This window comes from Microbispora sp. NPDC088329 (assembly GCF_040685655.1).
Lineage (GTDB): Bacteria > Actinomycetota > Actinomycetes > Streptosporangiales > Streptosporangiaceae > Microbispora.
In genome coordinates this window covers 235003-248593 of the sequence record NZ_JBFBIP010000003.1, presented here as the reverse complement: position 1 = coordinate 248593, position 13591 = coordinate 235003, and the positions used below count along the sequence as shown (strand labels likewise).

At 71.2% G+C, this 13591-nt stretch carries 15 protein-coding genes and 3 pseudogenes; 5 read left to right on the top strand and 13 right to left on the bottom strand.

Annotated elements, in window-relative coordinates:
- Positions 1 to 27 precede the first annotated feature (27 nt).
- The 4 genes from AB0O28_RS08445 to AB0O28_RS08430 all read right to left on the bottom strand — a co-directional run bounded on the left by AB0O28_RS08445 (position 28) and on the right by AB0O28_RS08430 (position 3361).
- Positions 28 to 819, bottom strand: a complete 792-nt coding sequence (locus tag AB0O28_RS08445) for a cytochrome c oxidase assembly protein (RefSeq protein WP_363637718.1) — start codon at positions 817 to 819, stop codon at positions 28 to 30.
- Between the two features lie 54 nt (positions 820 to 873).
- Positions 874 to 1413, bottom strand: a complete 540-nt coding sequence (locus AB0O28_RS08440) for a DUF2243 domain-containing protein (protein WP_363637716.1) — start codon at positions 1411 to 1413, stop codon at positions 874 to 876.
- 229 nt (positions 1414 to 1642) lie between these two features.
- A complete protein-coding gene (locus AB0O28_RS08435; protein WP_363637714.1) occupies positions 1643 to 2410 on the bottom strand; it encodes a TetR/AcrR family transcriptional regulator in 768 nt (255 codons plus the stop codon).
- A 153-nt stretch (positions 2411 to 2563) separates the two neighbouring features.
- Positions 2564 to 3361, bottom strand: coding sequence for an MBL fold metallo-hydrolase (locus tag AB0O28_RS08430; RefSeq protein WP_363637712.1), 798 nt, complete (start codon positions 3359 to 3361; stop codon positions 2564 to 2566).
- Positions 3362 to 3690: 329 nt separating this feature from the next.
- Between AB0O28_RS08430 and AB0O28_RS08425 the strand changes: the two genes are divergently transcribed.
- Positions 3691 to 4119, top strand: a complete 429-nt coding sequence (locus AB0O28_RS08425) for a glutaredoxin domain-containing protein (RefSeq protein ID WP_363637710.1) — start codon at positions 3691 to 3693, stop codon at positions 4117 to 4119.
- Here the strand turns inward: AB0O28_RS08425 and AB0O28_RS08420 are convergent.
- Positions 4079 to 4537, bottom strand: coding sequence for a tetratricopeptide repeat protein (locus AB0O28_RS08420; RefSeq protein WP_363637708.1), 459 nt, complete (start codon positions 4535 to 4537; stop codon positions 4079 to 4081). The two genes, AB0O28_RS08425 and AB0O28_RS08420, sit on opposite strands and share 41 nt — an antisense overlap.
- Before the next feature lie 177 nt (positions 4538 to 4714).
- Here AB0O28_RS08420 and AB0O28_RS08415 point away from each other — a divergent pair, with 177 nt between their 5' ends.
- The gene (locus tag AB0O28_RS08415; RefSeq protein ID WP_363637706.1) at positions 4715 to 5074 is read left to right on the top strand and encodes a hypothetical protein; all 360 of its coding nucleotides are present in this window, start codon (positions 4715 to 4717) and stop codon (positions 5072 to 5074) included.
- A gap of 393 nt (positions 5075 to 5467) precedes the next feature.
- Here the strand turns inward: AB0O28_RS08415 and AB0O28_RS08410 are convergent.
- The 3 pseudogenes from AB0O28_RS08410 to AB0O28_RS08400 form a co-directional block, all read right to left on the bottom strand.
- Positions 5468 to 5551: pseudogene (locus AB0O28_RS08410) on the bottom strand (BTAD domain-containing putative transcriptional regulator); the annotation flags it as partial.
- A gap of 85 nt (positions 5552 to 5636) precedes the next feature.
- Positions 5637 to 5756, bottom strand: a pseudogene (locus AB0O28_RS08405) (hypothetical protein); the annotation flags it as partial.
- A 259-nt stretch (positions 5757 to 6015) separates the two neighbouring features.
- A pseudogene (locus AB0O28_RS08400) lies at positions 6016 to 6063 on the bottom strand (hypothetical protein); the annotation flags it as partial.
- 201 nt (positions 6064 to 6264) lie between these two features.
- Here AB0O28_RS08400 and AB0O28_RS08395 point away from each other — a divergent pair.
- Positions 6265 to 7218, top strand: coding sequence for a tyrosine-type recombinase/integrase (locus tag AB0O28_RS08395; protein WP_363637704.1), 954 nt, complete (start codon positions 6265 to 6267; stop codon positions 7216 to 7218).
- A gap of 142 nt (positions 7219 to 7360) precedes the next feature.
- Here AB0O28_RS08395 and AB0O28_RS08390 read toward each other — a convergent pair whose 3' ends face one another.
- From AB0O28_RS08390 to AB0O28_RS08375, 4 genes are all read right to left on the bottom strand, one after another.
- On the bottom strand, positions 7361 to 8152 hold the full coding sequence (locus tag AB0O28_RS08390; protein WP_363637702.1) for a MerR family transcriptional regulator: 792 nt from the start codon (positions 8150 to 8152) through the stop codon (positions 7361 to 7363).
- 22 nt (positions 8153 to 8174) lie between these two features.
- Positions 8175 to 9074, bottom strand: coding sequence for an alpha/beta hydrolase (locus tag AB0O28_RS08385; protein WP_363637700.1), 900 nt, complete (start codon positions 9072 to 9074; stop codon positions 8175 to 8177).
- A gap of 261 nt (positions 9075 to 9335) precedes the next feature.
- Positions 9336 to 9992, bottom strand: coding sequence for a maleylpyruvate isomerase N-terminal domain-containing protein (locus tag AB0O28_RS08380; protein ID WP_363637698.1), 657 nt, complete (start codon positions 9990 to 9992; stop codon positions 9336 to 9338).
- Between the two features lie 286 nt (positions 9993 to 10278).
- Positions 10279 to 10728: a MarR family transcriptional regulator gene (locus AB0O28_RS08375; RefSeq protein WP_363637696.1), complete on the bottom strand. Its 450-nt coding sequence runs from the start codon at positions 10726 to 10728 to the stop codon at positions 10279 to 10281.
- Between the two features lie 200 nt (positions 10729 to 10928).
- On the opposite strand from AB0O28_RS08375, the gene AB0O28_RS08370 reads away from it, so the two are divergent.
- Complete coding sequence (locus AB0O28_RS08370) at positions 10929 to 12080, top strand: FAD-dependent monooxygenase (protein WP_363637694.1); 1152 nt, start codon at positions 10929 to 10931, stop codon at positions 12078 to 12080.
- A 149-nt stretch (positions 12081 to 12229) separates the two neighbouring features.
- Here AB0O28_RS08370 and AB0O28_RS08365 read toward each other — a convergent pair whose 3' ends face one another.
- Positions 12230 to 13099, bottom strand: a complete 870-nt coding sequence (locus AB0O28_RS08365; protein ID WP_363637692.1) for an IS5 family transposase — start codon at positions 13097 to 13099, stop codon at positions 12230 to 12232.
- Positions 13100 to 13322: 223 nt separating this feature from the next.
- Here AB0O28_RS08365 and AB0O28_RS08360 point away from each other — a divergent pair, with 223 nt between their 5' ends.
- A complete protein-coding gene (locus AB0O28_RS08360) occupies positions 13323 to 13514 on the top strand; it encodes a hypothetical protein (protein ID WP_363637690.1) in 192 nt (63 codons plus the stop codon).
- Positions 13515 to 13591 lie beyond the last annotated feature (77 nt).

Sequence of the window (13591 nt, the reverse complement as noted above, 5' to 3'; positions counted from 1 at the left end):
AAATCGTTCGCGGACGCGGCCCATCGGCTACCCGCGGGCGAGGGCCCCGCGCCCGGGCCGGGGGCGGCGCTCTGGACGCCAGGTGGAGACGAGCGCGGCGGCGACAAGAAGCTCGGCGATGTCGCCGCCGTAGTACATGATCTCCGCGCCGCCCCGCACCTCGGGGATCGGGGCGTGGACGTCCACCCAGAAACCGCCGTACATCAGCTGCGCGGCGACGGCGTGCACGGCGATCGCGCAGCCGAGGTAGACCAGGCGCGCACGGACGCCAGGCCGGGCGGGCGCGGGGTCAGGACCCGCGATGACGTGCGCGAACAGGCATCCCGACAGCAGAAAATGGACGTGCAGCAGCCAGTGCCCGGCGGGCCGGGCCGTGACGGCGTCGTACAGCGGAGTGAAGTACAGCACCACGACGCCGCCGGTGGACAGCAGCAGGGCGATCGCCGGATGGGCCGCCAGCCGGGCGGGGCGGCTGTGCACGACGGCGGACAGCCGCCGCGCCCCCGCGACCGGCAGGGCACGCAGCAGCAGGGTCACCGGGGCGCCGAGCACCAGGGCGAGCGGAGCGTACATTCCGACGAGCAGGTGCTGGACCATATGCCCGCGGAAGTCGGCGTGGGCGAAGGGCGCGACAGGAGGTGACAGCGCCACGGCCGTCAGGGCGAGCCCGGTCCCGAAACTCGCCGTACGCCACCGGCTCCACCCGAGGACCGGGTTGCGGCGGCGTGCCCGGCCGGCCAGGTGCAGGTACGCGACGAGGGCGAGGACCGGCAGCAGCACACCGGACAACCCCGCGACATGCGCGCCGTGGCCCATCATGCGGGGCCCACCACACCGTGGCCCGTCATGCGGGGCTCATCATGCGGTGGGCCGTCATGCGGAGGTCTCGGCGGGATCGAAGGACCGGCCGCTGCGCGCGAGCAGGGAGCCCCCGGCGAGCAGCAGCGCGCCCAGGACGAGGAAGCCGATGTCCCACCACAGCTGGTGAGGGCCACCGCGGACGTGATGGATGCCCAGGATGTGGTGGTCCAGAACGCCTTCGACGAGGTTGAAGATTCCCCAGCCCGCCAGGATCCAGCCCCACAGCACCCGCGAGGTCCACACCCGGCGCCGGTCGCGGGTGACCCTGGAGTACAGGATCGCGAGCCCGATGAGGACCGCGAGCCAGCACACGGCGTGGAAGACGCCGTCCCAGACGGTGTTCATCTCCAGCCCGGAAACGGTGCGGGGGTTGTAGTACCTCACCCCGATGTGGTCGCTGTCGGTGCTGCTCAGCATGTGATGCCACTGCAGGATCTGGTGCAGCAGGATGCCGTCGACGAACCCGCCGAGTCCCACCCCGAGCACGATGCCCGGCAGGCGCAGACTGGCCGGCGCCGGACCGGCCCCACGCTCGCCCGCGGTGGTCGCCATCGCCCTGCCTCCGTCCCTCGGCACCGCCGTACGGATTCCCAGTACGGATCCCCTGAGCGTCTCCGCCTGGGCAGGTTCCCGGGACGAGGGGCCGTAGTCACGCAGGCACGCGCGGAGCCGCCGCGGGCCTACCGACTCTTTACAACGGTGTCCGGACCAGCGGACGTGGTCGAACCTCTGCGAGCGTCACCGGCCGAGCCGCTCGGACGCGGCACCAACCGCGCGCTCCTCACCCGGCCGTACGGGTCGCGACGAACGCCTCGATGCCGTCGAGCACGCGCTGCAGGCCGAACTCGAAGGCCTGGCCGGGGTCGTAGGCCGCGTTGTACGCCTCACCCGCCGCCGCGCCCACCCGGGCGGCCAGCGGGTAACGCCGGGGGTCCAGCACCGTGGCCAGGTAGGGCGCATGGGCGTACCACCACTGCTCGTCGGTGACGCCCGTGTCCCCCGGCGCCTGCGCCGCCTCCACCACGCCCCGCGCCGCGCCGCTCACATAGCCGTTCACCAGCGTGACGACCGAGTCCATCTCGAGGTCGTCCAGGCCGATGCCGTCGACCGCCCGCAACTCGTAGTCGTACTTCGCGATGAGGTTGGGACCCAGCGGCGGCCGGGTGACCGACGACACCTGCAGCATCCACGGATGCCGCCGGTACAGCGCCAGGTTCTCCCGCGCGATCAGCTCCAGTCTGCCCCGCCAGCCGCCCGGCACCTCTGCCGGCGCCGGCAGCTCGCCGTACGCCGTGTCGAGCATGACGTCGATCAGCTCGCCCTTGCCTGGCACGTAGGTGTACAGGGACATCGTCCCCACGCCGAGCCGCTCGGCGACCTTGCGCATGGACAGCGCGGCCAGACCCTCGGCGTCGGCGACCTCGATGGCCGCACGAACGATCCGGTCGACCCCGATCTCCGGCTTGCCCTTACGCCCGGTCCGCTCCCCCGTGCGCCACAGCAGGGCCAGACTCCGCGCCGGGTCTCCCTGCGAGCTGTACTCGGTCATCGCCGCGAATTCTATGCGCACCCCGGTTCCGTATGCCGTACGGTACGAGTCGCTGCGGGGGTGACGACGCCGGCGTGGCGGGTCGCGAAGGCCCGCGACGACACCACCAAGCGGTCGTACCGATCGCCGGCGGGGCGTCCCGTCGCGTTCGCTTCAGTGGGCCAGGCGCCGGAGTTGCCCTTCGTGCACGTCGCTCACCCACTCCCAGCCAGGCTTGGCCGACGGGCCGATCCGCGGGTCGGCGGGGACTCGGCCGTTCCGCAACGCGAGCACGTACGCCCGATCCTGGCTGATCCGTGCCTGCACCTGGTCGGATCCGCCGACGGACCCGTGGCCCGGGACGACGATGTCGACGCCGCCCGCCACGCCCTCAAGCAGCCGCAGCGCGGCGAGGTAGTCCTCGATGGGGTCAGCGGTGCCGTTCACGTCGAGCATCGGGATCAAGACATCGGAAAGCATGTCGCCGGCGACGAGAACCCCGCGTTCCGCGATCAACAGCGCCGCATGGCCCGGTGCGTGCGCGTGATGCTCGATGATCCGGACCTCGGGGCCATCCCAGGGAATCTGCGCGGTTTCGGCGGGCAGGCCGGTGATGAGGCCGAGCAGGTCCAGCGGCACCTGCCCGGCGATCTCCGTCTCCAGCAGGTGGGCGGCGATGCGGGCCTTCGCACCTGCGTCCGACAGCTGATCACGGACAGTGGCCGCGCAGCGCGCCGTGCCGTAACGGGGCGCCCCGCCGAGCCGGTCGTGCCAGAGCAGGTGGTCCCAATGCGGATGCGTCGAAAAGCCCGCCACAACGGGCCGGCCCAACTCGCGAAGGTCGTTCGCGAGGCAGTCGAGCTCGGACCCGGTCACCCCGGGGTCGATGAGCAACACACCGGCCCTGCCCTGCACCACAACGGCGTTGCTCTGCACGAACGCACTCTCGTGGACCAGCACGCCTTCGGCCACCTGCCTCAGCACGAGCTCGCCTCCTTCGCCCCCCGGATGGCGTGGCGACGCATCGTGACGCCCTGCCCGAACGATCGCTGCTCCAGCGGGTCGAAGCGGCCCATCAGTCCCTCTTCCCATGAGTGATTGCAACATGCAACTCCTATCGGCGGGACGAATCACCTGTCAAGGAGGAATCGTGGAACCACGGTCCGGGTGTCCGATCGACGCCGCCGTCGAGGCGCTCGGAGATCGCCGGTCAGATGCTCGTGCGGCGCCACGTCATCTCCGGCGGACCGCTGAAACCCCGCCCCGGCTGACACCCCGGCCGGTGCGCTAGCGTGATCGCCATGCTGCGCCGATGGATGCTGCCGATCCTCTTCCTGGCCCTCGGCCTCGCCGCGGCGGTGCGGCAGACCAACGAGGGAGCCACGGGCGGCGCCGTCACGATGCTCCTGATCTTCCTGCTGGCCGCCGTCCTGCTGTCGCCCCTGGTGTTCCCGAGGTCCCTGAGCGCGGCGGAGGCACAGCGCCGCAGCCGGGCCGACGGCCGCCCCGTCGTCTACTGGCGCCCCGGCTGCCGCTACTGCCTGCGACTGCGTACGCGGCTCGGCCGCCACGCGTACCGGATGCACTGGGTCGACATCTGGCGCGACCCCGAAGGCGCCGCAGCGGTCCGGGCGGCCACCGGCGGTGACGAGACGGTGCCGACCGTGGTGGTGGCGGGCACATCGCACGTCAACCCCGACCCGCGGTGGGTACGCGCGCAGCTGCCCTGACGAACCTCACCGGCGCGGCGCCCCGACCACACGCGCCGTCCAGACCGCGCAGCGCCCGCGCCGCCCCGGCGAGCAGTGCGGCACGCGGCAGGTCCCCGCCGCCCGCGCACCACTCCGCCACCGCCTCCAGCACCGCCGCCCGCACCGTCTCGTCGCCCGCACGCCCCGACAACTCCAGCGCCGACCGCAGCGACCGCCACGCCTGCTCACGGTCACCGCGATCCGCCCGCACCCGGGCCAGCTCCACCTGAACCGTGGCGAGGAACTGCGCCGGGGCGCCCACCTGCCCGTCGGCCAGCTCCAACGCCTCGACCAGCAGGCCCTCCGCCTCGGCGGGCTCCCCTCTCCGCCGCGCCACCTCCCCGGCCGCCTGCCGCACCCGTGCCAGCGCCACCCGGTCACCCGTACGGCCGGCCACCTCACCGGCCCCCGCCAGCTCCCGCTCCGCCCCCGCGAGATCACCCGTACGGCCCGCGCCTCGCCCGCCTCCTTCAGGCGCTCGGCCGCGTACACCCGGACGGTCTCCAGCAGCCGGTAACGCACCCGCCCGTCCCGGTCCGCGGGCCCGTCCGGCTCGGCCGCGACGACCAGCGACTTGTCCACCAGCGAGGCGACCGTCTCCAGATCGGCCCCGCACACCCGCCGCACCGCGTCCGTCGTCGCCCCGCCCGCGAACACCGACAACCGGCGCAACGCCACGCGCTCCTCCGGCGACAGCAGACCCCAGCTCCAGTCGATCACCGCCCGCAACGTCCGATGCCGCGACCCCGCCGTACGGCCGCCGCGCAGCGCGAGCCGCTCCCCCACCTCCCCCACCGCCGCCGCGAGCTGCCGCATGGTGAACGACCGCAACCGGGCCGCCGCCCGCTCCGCGAACAGCGCCACCGCCGGAGACTCCATCGCCCGCGCCGCGTCCGCCCCGTCCGCCGGCACCGCGAGCGGACGCACCGGATGAAGGTGCTCGCCCGGAATGTCCAGCCAGCGCGTCGAGCGGCGACGCGGCGGGCCGCCCGGCCGCCTCTCCGTCCGGCTCGGGCACGGCAGCGGGTATGGTCGCGCGCACGACCGCGGCCACGTCCGCCGGGTCCCCCGCAGAGGCCAGCTCGGCCAGCCACCCGCCCCCGGCCGGGGCGAGCCCGCCCGCGACCTCCACCGCCAGCCTGGTCTTGCCCGCGCCACCCGGACCGGCCAGCGTGACCAGCCGCACGGCCGCCAGCAGGCTCCGCACCCTGGCCACGTCTTCCTGCCTGCCGACGAGACTCGTCACCGGCGCCGGCACATTCCCCCGTACCGGCCGTGCCGGTACGGCCCGCGCCGGGGACGCGTCGCGCAGCGCCTCGAGGTGTGCCGCGCGCAGTTCCGGCCCGGGATCGACGCCCAGCTCGTCCGCCAGCCGCAGCCTGACGCGTTCGAACGCCTCCAGCGCGTCCCCGCGCCGCCCCGCCGCGCCGCCCCGCCGCGCACAGCGCCCGCATCAGCAGCGCGTGGAACGGCTCGCGCAGCGGGTGCGCGGTCACGACTTCCTCCAGCTCCGCCACCAGATCGCCGGCCGCCGTCATGTCCGTCACGACGAGATCGGCCGCCATCCGGGATTCCAGAGCCGAAAGGCGCAGCTCCTCCAGGCGTACCGCCGCCACCCGCGCGAACGGCAGGCCCGCCGCGTCGGCGAGCGCCGCGCCGCGCCAGGGCGGAACGCAGGCAAGCGGCGGCACGCCGGGGGGCACGCTCGGCCCGGCCCTCGCCCACCAGGCGTTCGAACTCCGCCGCGTCCACCTCGCGCGGTGGAACGTCGAGCAGGTAACCGGCCGGATGCGACACCACGCCACCCGGCAGTCCCCTGTGCAGCTCGCGGCGGAGCCGGGACACCAGGGAGTGCAGGGCGGCCACGGGGTTCGCCGGCGGCTCCTCCCAGAGGTCGTCGATCAGTCTCTCGGCGGTGACCACTCTGCCGGGCTCCAGAGCGAGCCGACGTCAGGAGCACACGCAGGCGTGCGCCTCTGACGTCGGCGTCCGTCACCCGCAGCAGCCCGAGAATCGCGATTCGCATGGTTCTCGCATTGTCGCGGGTGGTTTTGGTCGACGAGTTGAATGATCTTGTAACTGCCCACCGCCTTTACATTGTAGATTCATAGTAGGATCACGGTGATGAACACCCCCGCCGTCCCCGAGCCGAGCGCCCCCGCGCGACCCGGACGCGACCCCTACCAGGTGTATCTCGACGCGCTGCAGAGCCCCGAGTCCAAGCGCACGATGAAGGGCTGTCTCGACCGCATCGCCCGTCTCATCACCGGAGACCCGGAGGCGACCGGCGCCGGGCAGCCCTGGGAACTGCTCCGCTACGAGCACACGATCCGCCTGCGCACGCTCATGCGGGAGCAGGGCTGGTCGCCCTCACACGTCAACAAGCACCTGGTCGCCCTGCGCCGCGTGCTGAAGGAGGCGTGGCGGCTCGGGCTGATGAGCGGCGAGGACTACCAGCGCGCCGCCGACCTGCCCGCCTACACGCACACCCGCGTTCCGGCGGGACGACACGTCGAAGCCGAGGCGCTGGCCGCCGCGCTCGAGGTGTGCGACGGCGACCACTCCCCCGCGGGCCGTCGTGACGGCGCGATGCTGGCGGCGCTCTATTCCACCGGCTGCCGCCGGGCCGAGATCGCCGGGCTCACCCTGGCCGACTTCGATCCCCACGCCCGCTCTCTGCGGGTGCGCGGCAAGGGAGACAAGGAACGCCTGGTCTACCTGACCGCCGAGGCCGTCGAACGCCTCGACCTGTGGCTGGCCGTGCGCGGCCGGAGGACGGGCCCCCTGTTCTGCCCCGTCAACAAGGGCGGGCGGCTGCGGCTGGCCCACATGACCGGCCAGGCCATCGCCGACATCGTCTCCCGGCGCCTGGCCGCCGCCGGGGCGGCCCGCCGTACGCCGCACGACTTCCGCCGCACGTTCATCGGCGAACTACTCGACGCCGGGGTCGACCTCGCCACCGCCCAGGCCCTCGTGGGCCACGCCTCCCCCGCCACCACCGCGCGGTACGACCGGCGGCCCGAGCGGCGCCGCCGCGAAGCCGTCGACCGGCTCCGCGTCCCCGGCGCCGCCCGCTGACCGGGCCTGCCCTTCCGCAGATGTCCGCCCCGGCACTCGCCGTGGTCGGCAGCAACTCCCGCACGCGTGGTGCACGCCTCCCCCCGCCAGGATCCTGCCCGCCGTTTCGCCGCGCCGCGGTGTCCTCCTGTCCGTACTGGCGCTACCCGGGACTCACACCCGGCGTCGGGACCACGCGCTCGAGCTTGGTCCAGCCCGTCCAGCCTCGCTGCTTCAGCAGCTCGATCAGCCGGCGTGCCGGCGGCACAGTGTCGAACGCCAGTGTGTCCATCAGCGTGACAAGCGGCGCCTCGATGTCGATGTCGTCGACGTAGTCCTCGCCCCGCTCGTCGGCCATGCGCGTGATGTAGGCGGCCAGCTCGTCGGCCAGCTCGACCAGCCGCGGGTCGTCGTCGGGCCGGTCGAGAGCCCGGCTCAGGGTGAGAAAGAAGCCGACGAGCCGCGGATCGTCGATCTGCTCCCGCTTGCGGGCGACCCACTCCTGGACTCGCGCGGGTGAGTGCGTGACCAGCGGGATCCAGCCGTCACGCTCGGCCCGGACGATGCGCTCGTCGATCCCGAGCGCCCGCAGCCGGTCGAGATAGTCGACCACCTCCGGGGGCAGTGCCAGGCTGTCCCCGGAGGCGAGCCGGGCGATTCGCTCGCGGTGCCGCTGCCGCTCCCGGATCTCCGCCTGCAGCCGCCCGTCGATCTCCGCGACGGCCGCGGCGAACTCCTCCTCGCCGGCCCGCAGCAACTCCCGCACCCGCGCCAGCGGGACCCCGGCCTCGGCGAGGATCCGGATTCTGATCAGATCGATCACGGCCCCGGCGTCGTACCTGCGGTAGCCGGAGTGGTCCCGCTCGGGCTCCGGCAGCAGCCCCTTGGCGTGGTAGTGCCGCACCGCGCGCACCGTCACTCCGGCGTACGACGCCAGCTCACCGATGGTCAGCATCGGACCAGTCTCCAGGAGTCGCTCAAGAGGTCGCCCGGCCGGCTGGGCCTGAGGCGTTCCGGATGATCCGGGCGATGTCCTGGGCATGGGTGAAAGCCAGCTGGTGATCGGCGTCGAGCCAGGTGGTGTCGATGTGCGGCTGCTCGCGGACAAGCCGCTCGACGCCGGCACGCCAGTTGTGGTTGAACCGAGGCGCATGCCCTTCGCCGCTGTCACCGGCCATCGAGGTCGACATGATCATGCTTATGGGCCGGCCGATCTTCCGGTACCGGTCGAGGATCCCGGACCGGATCACATCGATCTCGACGTTCAGATCGAGGATCTCCTGCGCGGTGAGCACCACCTGACGCGCGGTGCCCCGCACGGCCTCGTGCTGCGTCGCCAGTTCCTCGCACATGGCGCGGAAGTCCGGCAGGACGGCCTCGGTGATGAACGGTTCGGGCACCGGGTTGGCCCCGTCGATGAGAACAAGCTCGGCGACGGCGTCCGGATGCTCGGAGGCGTAGTGCACAGCCAGGTCCGCGCCCAGCGAGTAGCCCACCAGCACGGGCGCCGCAGGCAGGCCGAGCTTTCGCAGCTCCGCCATCACTGCGGCGAGATCGCTCAGGAAGCCCTCGAAGGAGTACCGGCCGGCGGCCGAGGCGAGGCCATGGCCCCTCAGGTCGAAGGTCACCACGTCGTGGTCGCGTCGCAGCAGCCCGGCCAGCTCGTGCAGGTCCGCCTGTGTCGAGTTCAGCCCGGGGCATAGGACCAGTGGCCTTCCCCGCCCATCGCGGGACACCGGGATCGTGACGCCGTCGTGCCGGATCTCGAAGTGCCGCATCGTCCTGTCGCCTCTCTCCGCCCGCGCTCCGTCGTCGTCGCGCTCGCCGTACGACCCGCGCGGTCCGGCGACCTCGATCGCACTGGTTTCCGTGGTCATGCCGCCATGCTGGGAGATTGACCCTGCGTCAGGGTCAAACGGCGCGGCGACATGACCTCCGCACGTCCGCGATCGCCGGCTCCCGGCGTCAACCGTTCGCCGGGCTGCGCGCCCACTGTCAGATCCCGTAGGGAGAGGCGCCGGTGGAGGGGTGTACTGCCCCGGCGACCTCGGACTGATCGCCGCCGCGAGGAGCCGCCGGTCGCTGCCGGGCGACGATCGCTCTACCCGTCGCACGCATCTGCCCGGGCAGCCGGACGATCAGCCGAGGACGAACGGGAGTCTCGCGGCCAGCTCGCCCAGTTCCGCCCTTTCGGCGTCGGTCGGGGCACGCCGCCCCGTGCCGACCAGCAGCGCGTCCTCGTCCGAGAACGACGAAGGAAAGGCGCCCCCGGCGATTGTCTCCAGCATCTCGCGGGAGCGGGCGAGCCCCTCGGCGGGCGGTCGCGCCGCGTCCGGGAGATGCGCGACCAGGTCGAGGTGGTGCAACGTCCACTCCAGGACGTACGCCGAAAGGTAGTCACCGGCGGTGAGAACCTCGCCGCGGGTGCCGACCCGGAGTCCCGGGTCGGCGAGCCGGGCGGCGCGGCCGGCGGCGGACCCGACGTCGTCGAGGTGGAACTTCAGCAGCCGAGGCTCCTGATAGGCGGCGGCCAGCCGGACGATCAGGGCGTCCAGCGGGTCGTCACCGGTCGGTGACGTCGCGGAGACCTCCCAATAGGTCGCCGCGTCACGGGTCGGTTCCGTTTCCGCGGGTGTCACGAGGGTGATCAGGACGTCCTGCGCGTCGATCACCAGATGGCACACCAGATCCCGCACGAGCCAGCCGGCGCAGCCGGACGGCTGCGCGAAATCCTCGTCCGGGAGTTCGGCGACCGCCTTGCGCAATGCCGCCCACGAGCGCGCGAAGAGATCCATACTGGCACGGTAGTGCGGTGCCGCGATGGCGGACAGCCGACGGCTCAGGGCATGTCCCGTGATCTTTGGCGCCAGTCCGGTTTGAATCATCCGCGCGGATGAGGCGCGCCTGAAGCATCATGATCTAACGGATGGGGGGTGGGCACGGCTCGACCGTGATCGCTAAGAGCGAGCGCAACACCGTGGAGCGGTGAGTCGACAAGCTCCGCCAGTGTCGCGCCGTGGCTACCCGATATGACATGAGACAAGCCATCCACACGCTCGGCCGGCCATCCGGCCCCAGAGGTTAGTCCTTCGGGGTCGATTCGCAGTCGCGGAGGTAGGTCTCCATGGTGGTGCGGAGATTGTCGGCGGCACGGATGATCAGGGCGAGCTGTTCCGTGGTGAACTCACCCAGCGCCTGACCGAGCTGCAGATGCAGCGGTTCGAAGAAGGCGTCGGCAGCGGCGTTGATCGTCGTGGTCGCGCGCAGGGTCACGACCCGCCGGTCGGAGCCCTCCCGCGCGCGCTCGACATGCCCTGCTTTCTCCAGGCGTCCGAGAAGGATCGAGGTCGCACCCGGCGAGAGGCCCACGCGTTCGGCGAGGCGCGCCGGCGTCAGCGGCCGGCCACGCTGTTCCGCCTCGATGATCAGCACGATGGCGTCGGCGTCGGTGGTGTGCAGGCGCGCACTGCGGGCGAAGGCCCGTGCCAGTTCCTTCTGCGTGGCGGTGAAGGCCGTGAGGCTGCCCAGCACCTGCTCGTACTCATCACCCGGCTCAGTCTCTGTCATGACCTACCTTTCGACGCCCCCGGTACCTTACGACAATCCAATATAGTTATGTTGCATAATGATTTTGCGACATAAGGATACGGGATCGGGTCCACCAGGCCACCGGACTCACCCGGACCAGCAGTCGCCCGAGGCCCATCGAAGGAACTCAAGGAGTCATCACAGTGAACGGATCGATCACCATTGCCGGAGCCGGACTGGCCGGACTCGCCCTCGCCCGCGTCCTGCACGTCCACGGCATAGCCTCGACCGTCTACGAGGCGGAGGCATCGCCCAGCGGACGCACCCAGGGCGGCCAGCTCGATATCCACGACTTCAACGGCCAGGTCGCCCTCCAGCAGTGCCAGCTCATGGACGAGTTCCACTCGATCGTCAACATGGGCGCCGAGGCCATGCGATTCCTCAGCCCCGACGGAGAACTCGTCGGCGAGATCCCCGACGACGGGGAACTGAGCAACCCCGAAGTCCTGCGCGGCGAACTGCGCAGAATCTTGATCGAGTCACTGCCTCACGGCACGATCCAGTGGGGCCGCAAGATCGCCTCGGTCACCCCCGGAGACGGCCACCGACCGCACGTGATCGACTTCGCCGACGGCTCGTCGGTCTCAACCGAGGCGCTGATCGGCGCCGACGGGGCCTGGTCGCGGGTCCGGGCCTCCCTCAACGGCGCCATGCCCGAGTACCTGGGAACCCTGTGGGTCGAGACCTTCCTCCACGACGTCGAAAAGAACCACCCGCAGAGCGCCGCACTGGTCGGCAGCGGCGCGATGCTGGCGATGAAGCCGGGCAGGGGAATCTTCGGACACCGCGAGGCGAACGACGTGATCCACACCTACGTCGTACTGAAGAAGCCGCTCGAGTGGATGCAGTCGGTCGACTTCTCCGACCGCGAGCGCGCGCTGACGCTCGTCGCCGAGCAGCTGGGCCAGGGCTGGGCGCCTGAGCTGCTCGAACTGGTCACCCGGGGCGAGACCACGCCGGTCGCACGCCCGATCTGGGGACTGCCGCTGGAACACACCTGGGACCGCGTCCCGGGCATCATGCTCATCGGCGACGCCGCCCACCTCACCCCGCCGGACGGCGACGGCGCAAACTGGGCCCTCTACGATGGTGCCCAGCTCGCACAAGCCATCGCCGCCACACCAGCCGACATCGACACGGCGTTCAACACCTTCGCCGAACAGATGCTGCCCCGCAGCGCCGCGTCCTCGATCGAGGGCTACCAATCCTTCGAGCGAACCTTCGGCTACAACGCACCCGCGAACCTGCGCGACATGATGAACCGCACCAAGACCTACGGCCACCAACACCAGTGAGCGCCCAACACCTGCCCACCGACTCGTGAATCACCCACCCCCGCCGGCCTCGGCGGGGCATTTCACTCCCAGACCTGCCCACAGATCGTCCAGCGGCATCCCAGCAGGCCACGAGCCCCTCATTTGATCGAAATGCCTCACCTCACAGGTCACAGCCATCCGTTGATCGCGGCGATGAGGACGGTCGCCTCGAAGCGGACCGCGAGCTTGTCGAACCGGGTGGCCACCGCCCGGTTCCGCTTCAACCGGTTGATGCCGCACTCGACCGCGTGCCGGGCCTTGTAGTCCTCACGGTCGAAAGCCGGAGGCCGTCCGCCGACCGTGCCCCGGCGCTTGCGGTGGCCAGCCTGGTCGGCGGGTTCCGGAATCGTGCAGCGGATCCCACGCCGACGCAGGTAGGCACGGTTCGCACGTGATGAGTACGCCTTGTCGCCACGAACCCGCACCGGACGAACCCGTGGCCGGCCCATACCGAGGCGGGGGACCCGGATGGCTTCTAGCACGCTTGTGAACTGAGGGCTGTCTCCCCGCTGCCCTGCTGTGACCAGCGGCGACAACGGCTTCTGTCCTTGCTCGCAGGCCAGGTGAATTTTCGTGGCCCAGCCCCCGCGCGACCGGCCCAGGCTGTGATCGTCGGGTTCGTCCTGACGGCCACCCGGCGGTTCCTTCTGGGCTTGGCCGTCGCGCCGAGCACCGGCAGCGTGCTGATGAGCCCGGCAGATCGTGGAGTCGACGTTCACGTCCCAGGTGATCAGCCCTGCTGCGTCCGCCCGGGCCTGCAACCTGGTCAGGACCGTCGACCAGACACCATCACGTTGCCAGCGACGGAAGAGCCCGTAAACCGTCTGCCAGGGACCGTACTCCGTCGGCAGATCCCGCCACGGGGCACCGGTCCGAACCCGCCATCGAATCCCGTCGATCAACCGCCGTCGGCACCCAGACGGCCTGCCCAACACCGCGACCGGCAGCAACGGACCCAGCACCGCCCACTGATCATCGAAAAGATCCCCTCGCCCCACATAGAGATCATCACGGCACGAAGCGAGACACGGACCTCAGTTCCAAAACACGACCTACGCCCGCGTCTATGTCGACGACTTGGACACCACTCTGCCCACCTTCTAAGCCCTCACCGCCGCCCGGCCGGGGCTACGCTTCTCCTACCGGAACCTCGAACTGGCGACCATCGGCGACTACCTCCTGGTCCCAGGCACCCCAGAGGCGCTGGCGCCCTACCGCGACGTGCAGGCCACCGTCATCGTCGACAGTCTCGATGAGGTCTTCGCCATCGTCGAGCGCGAGGGAGGCAGCACCCTTGACGGCCCGAACGAAGTTCCCACCGGACGCAACCTGAAGATCCGCCACCCCGGCGGCGCGATCACCGAATACGTCGAGTTCGACTCCGCCAAGGTCCAAGCTCAATCGGCGCAGTAGAGAGTCCACGGCACAAGCCCTCTTGGCGCGCGTGATCGTCCGGCTGACGCGGCCGTCGGCGGCGTCCGTCGCCGAGG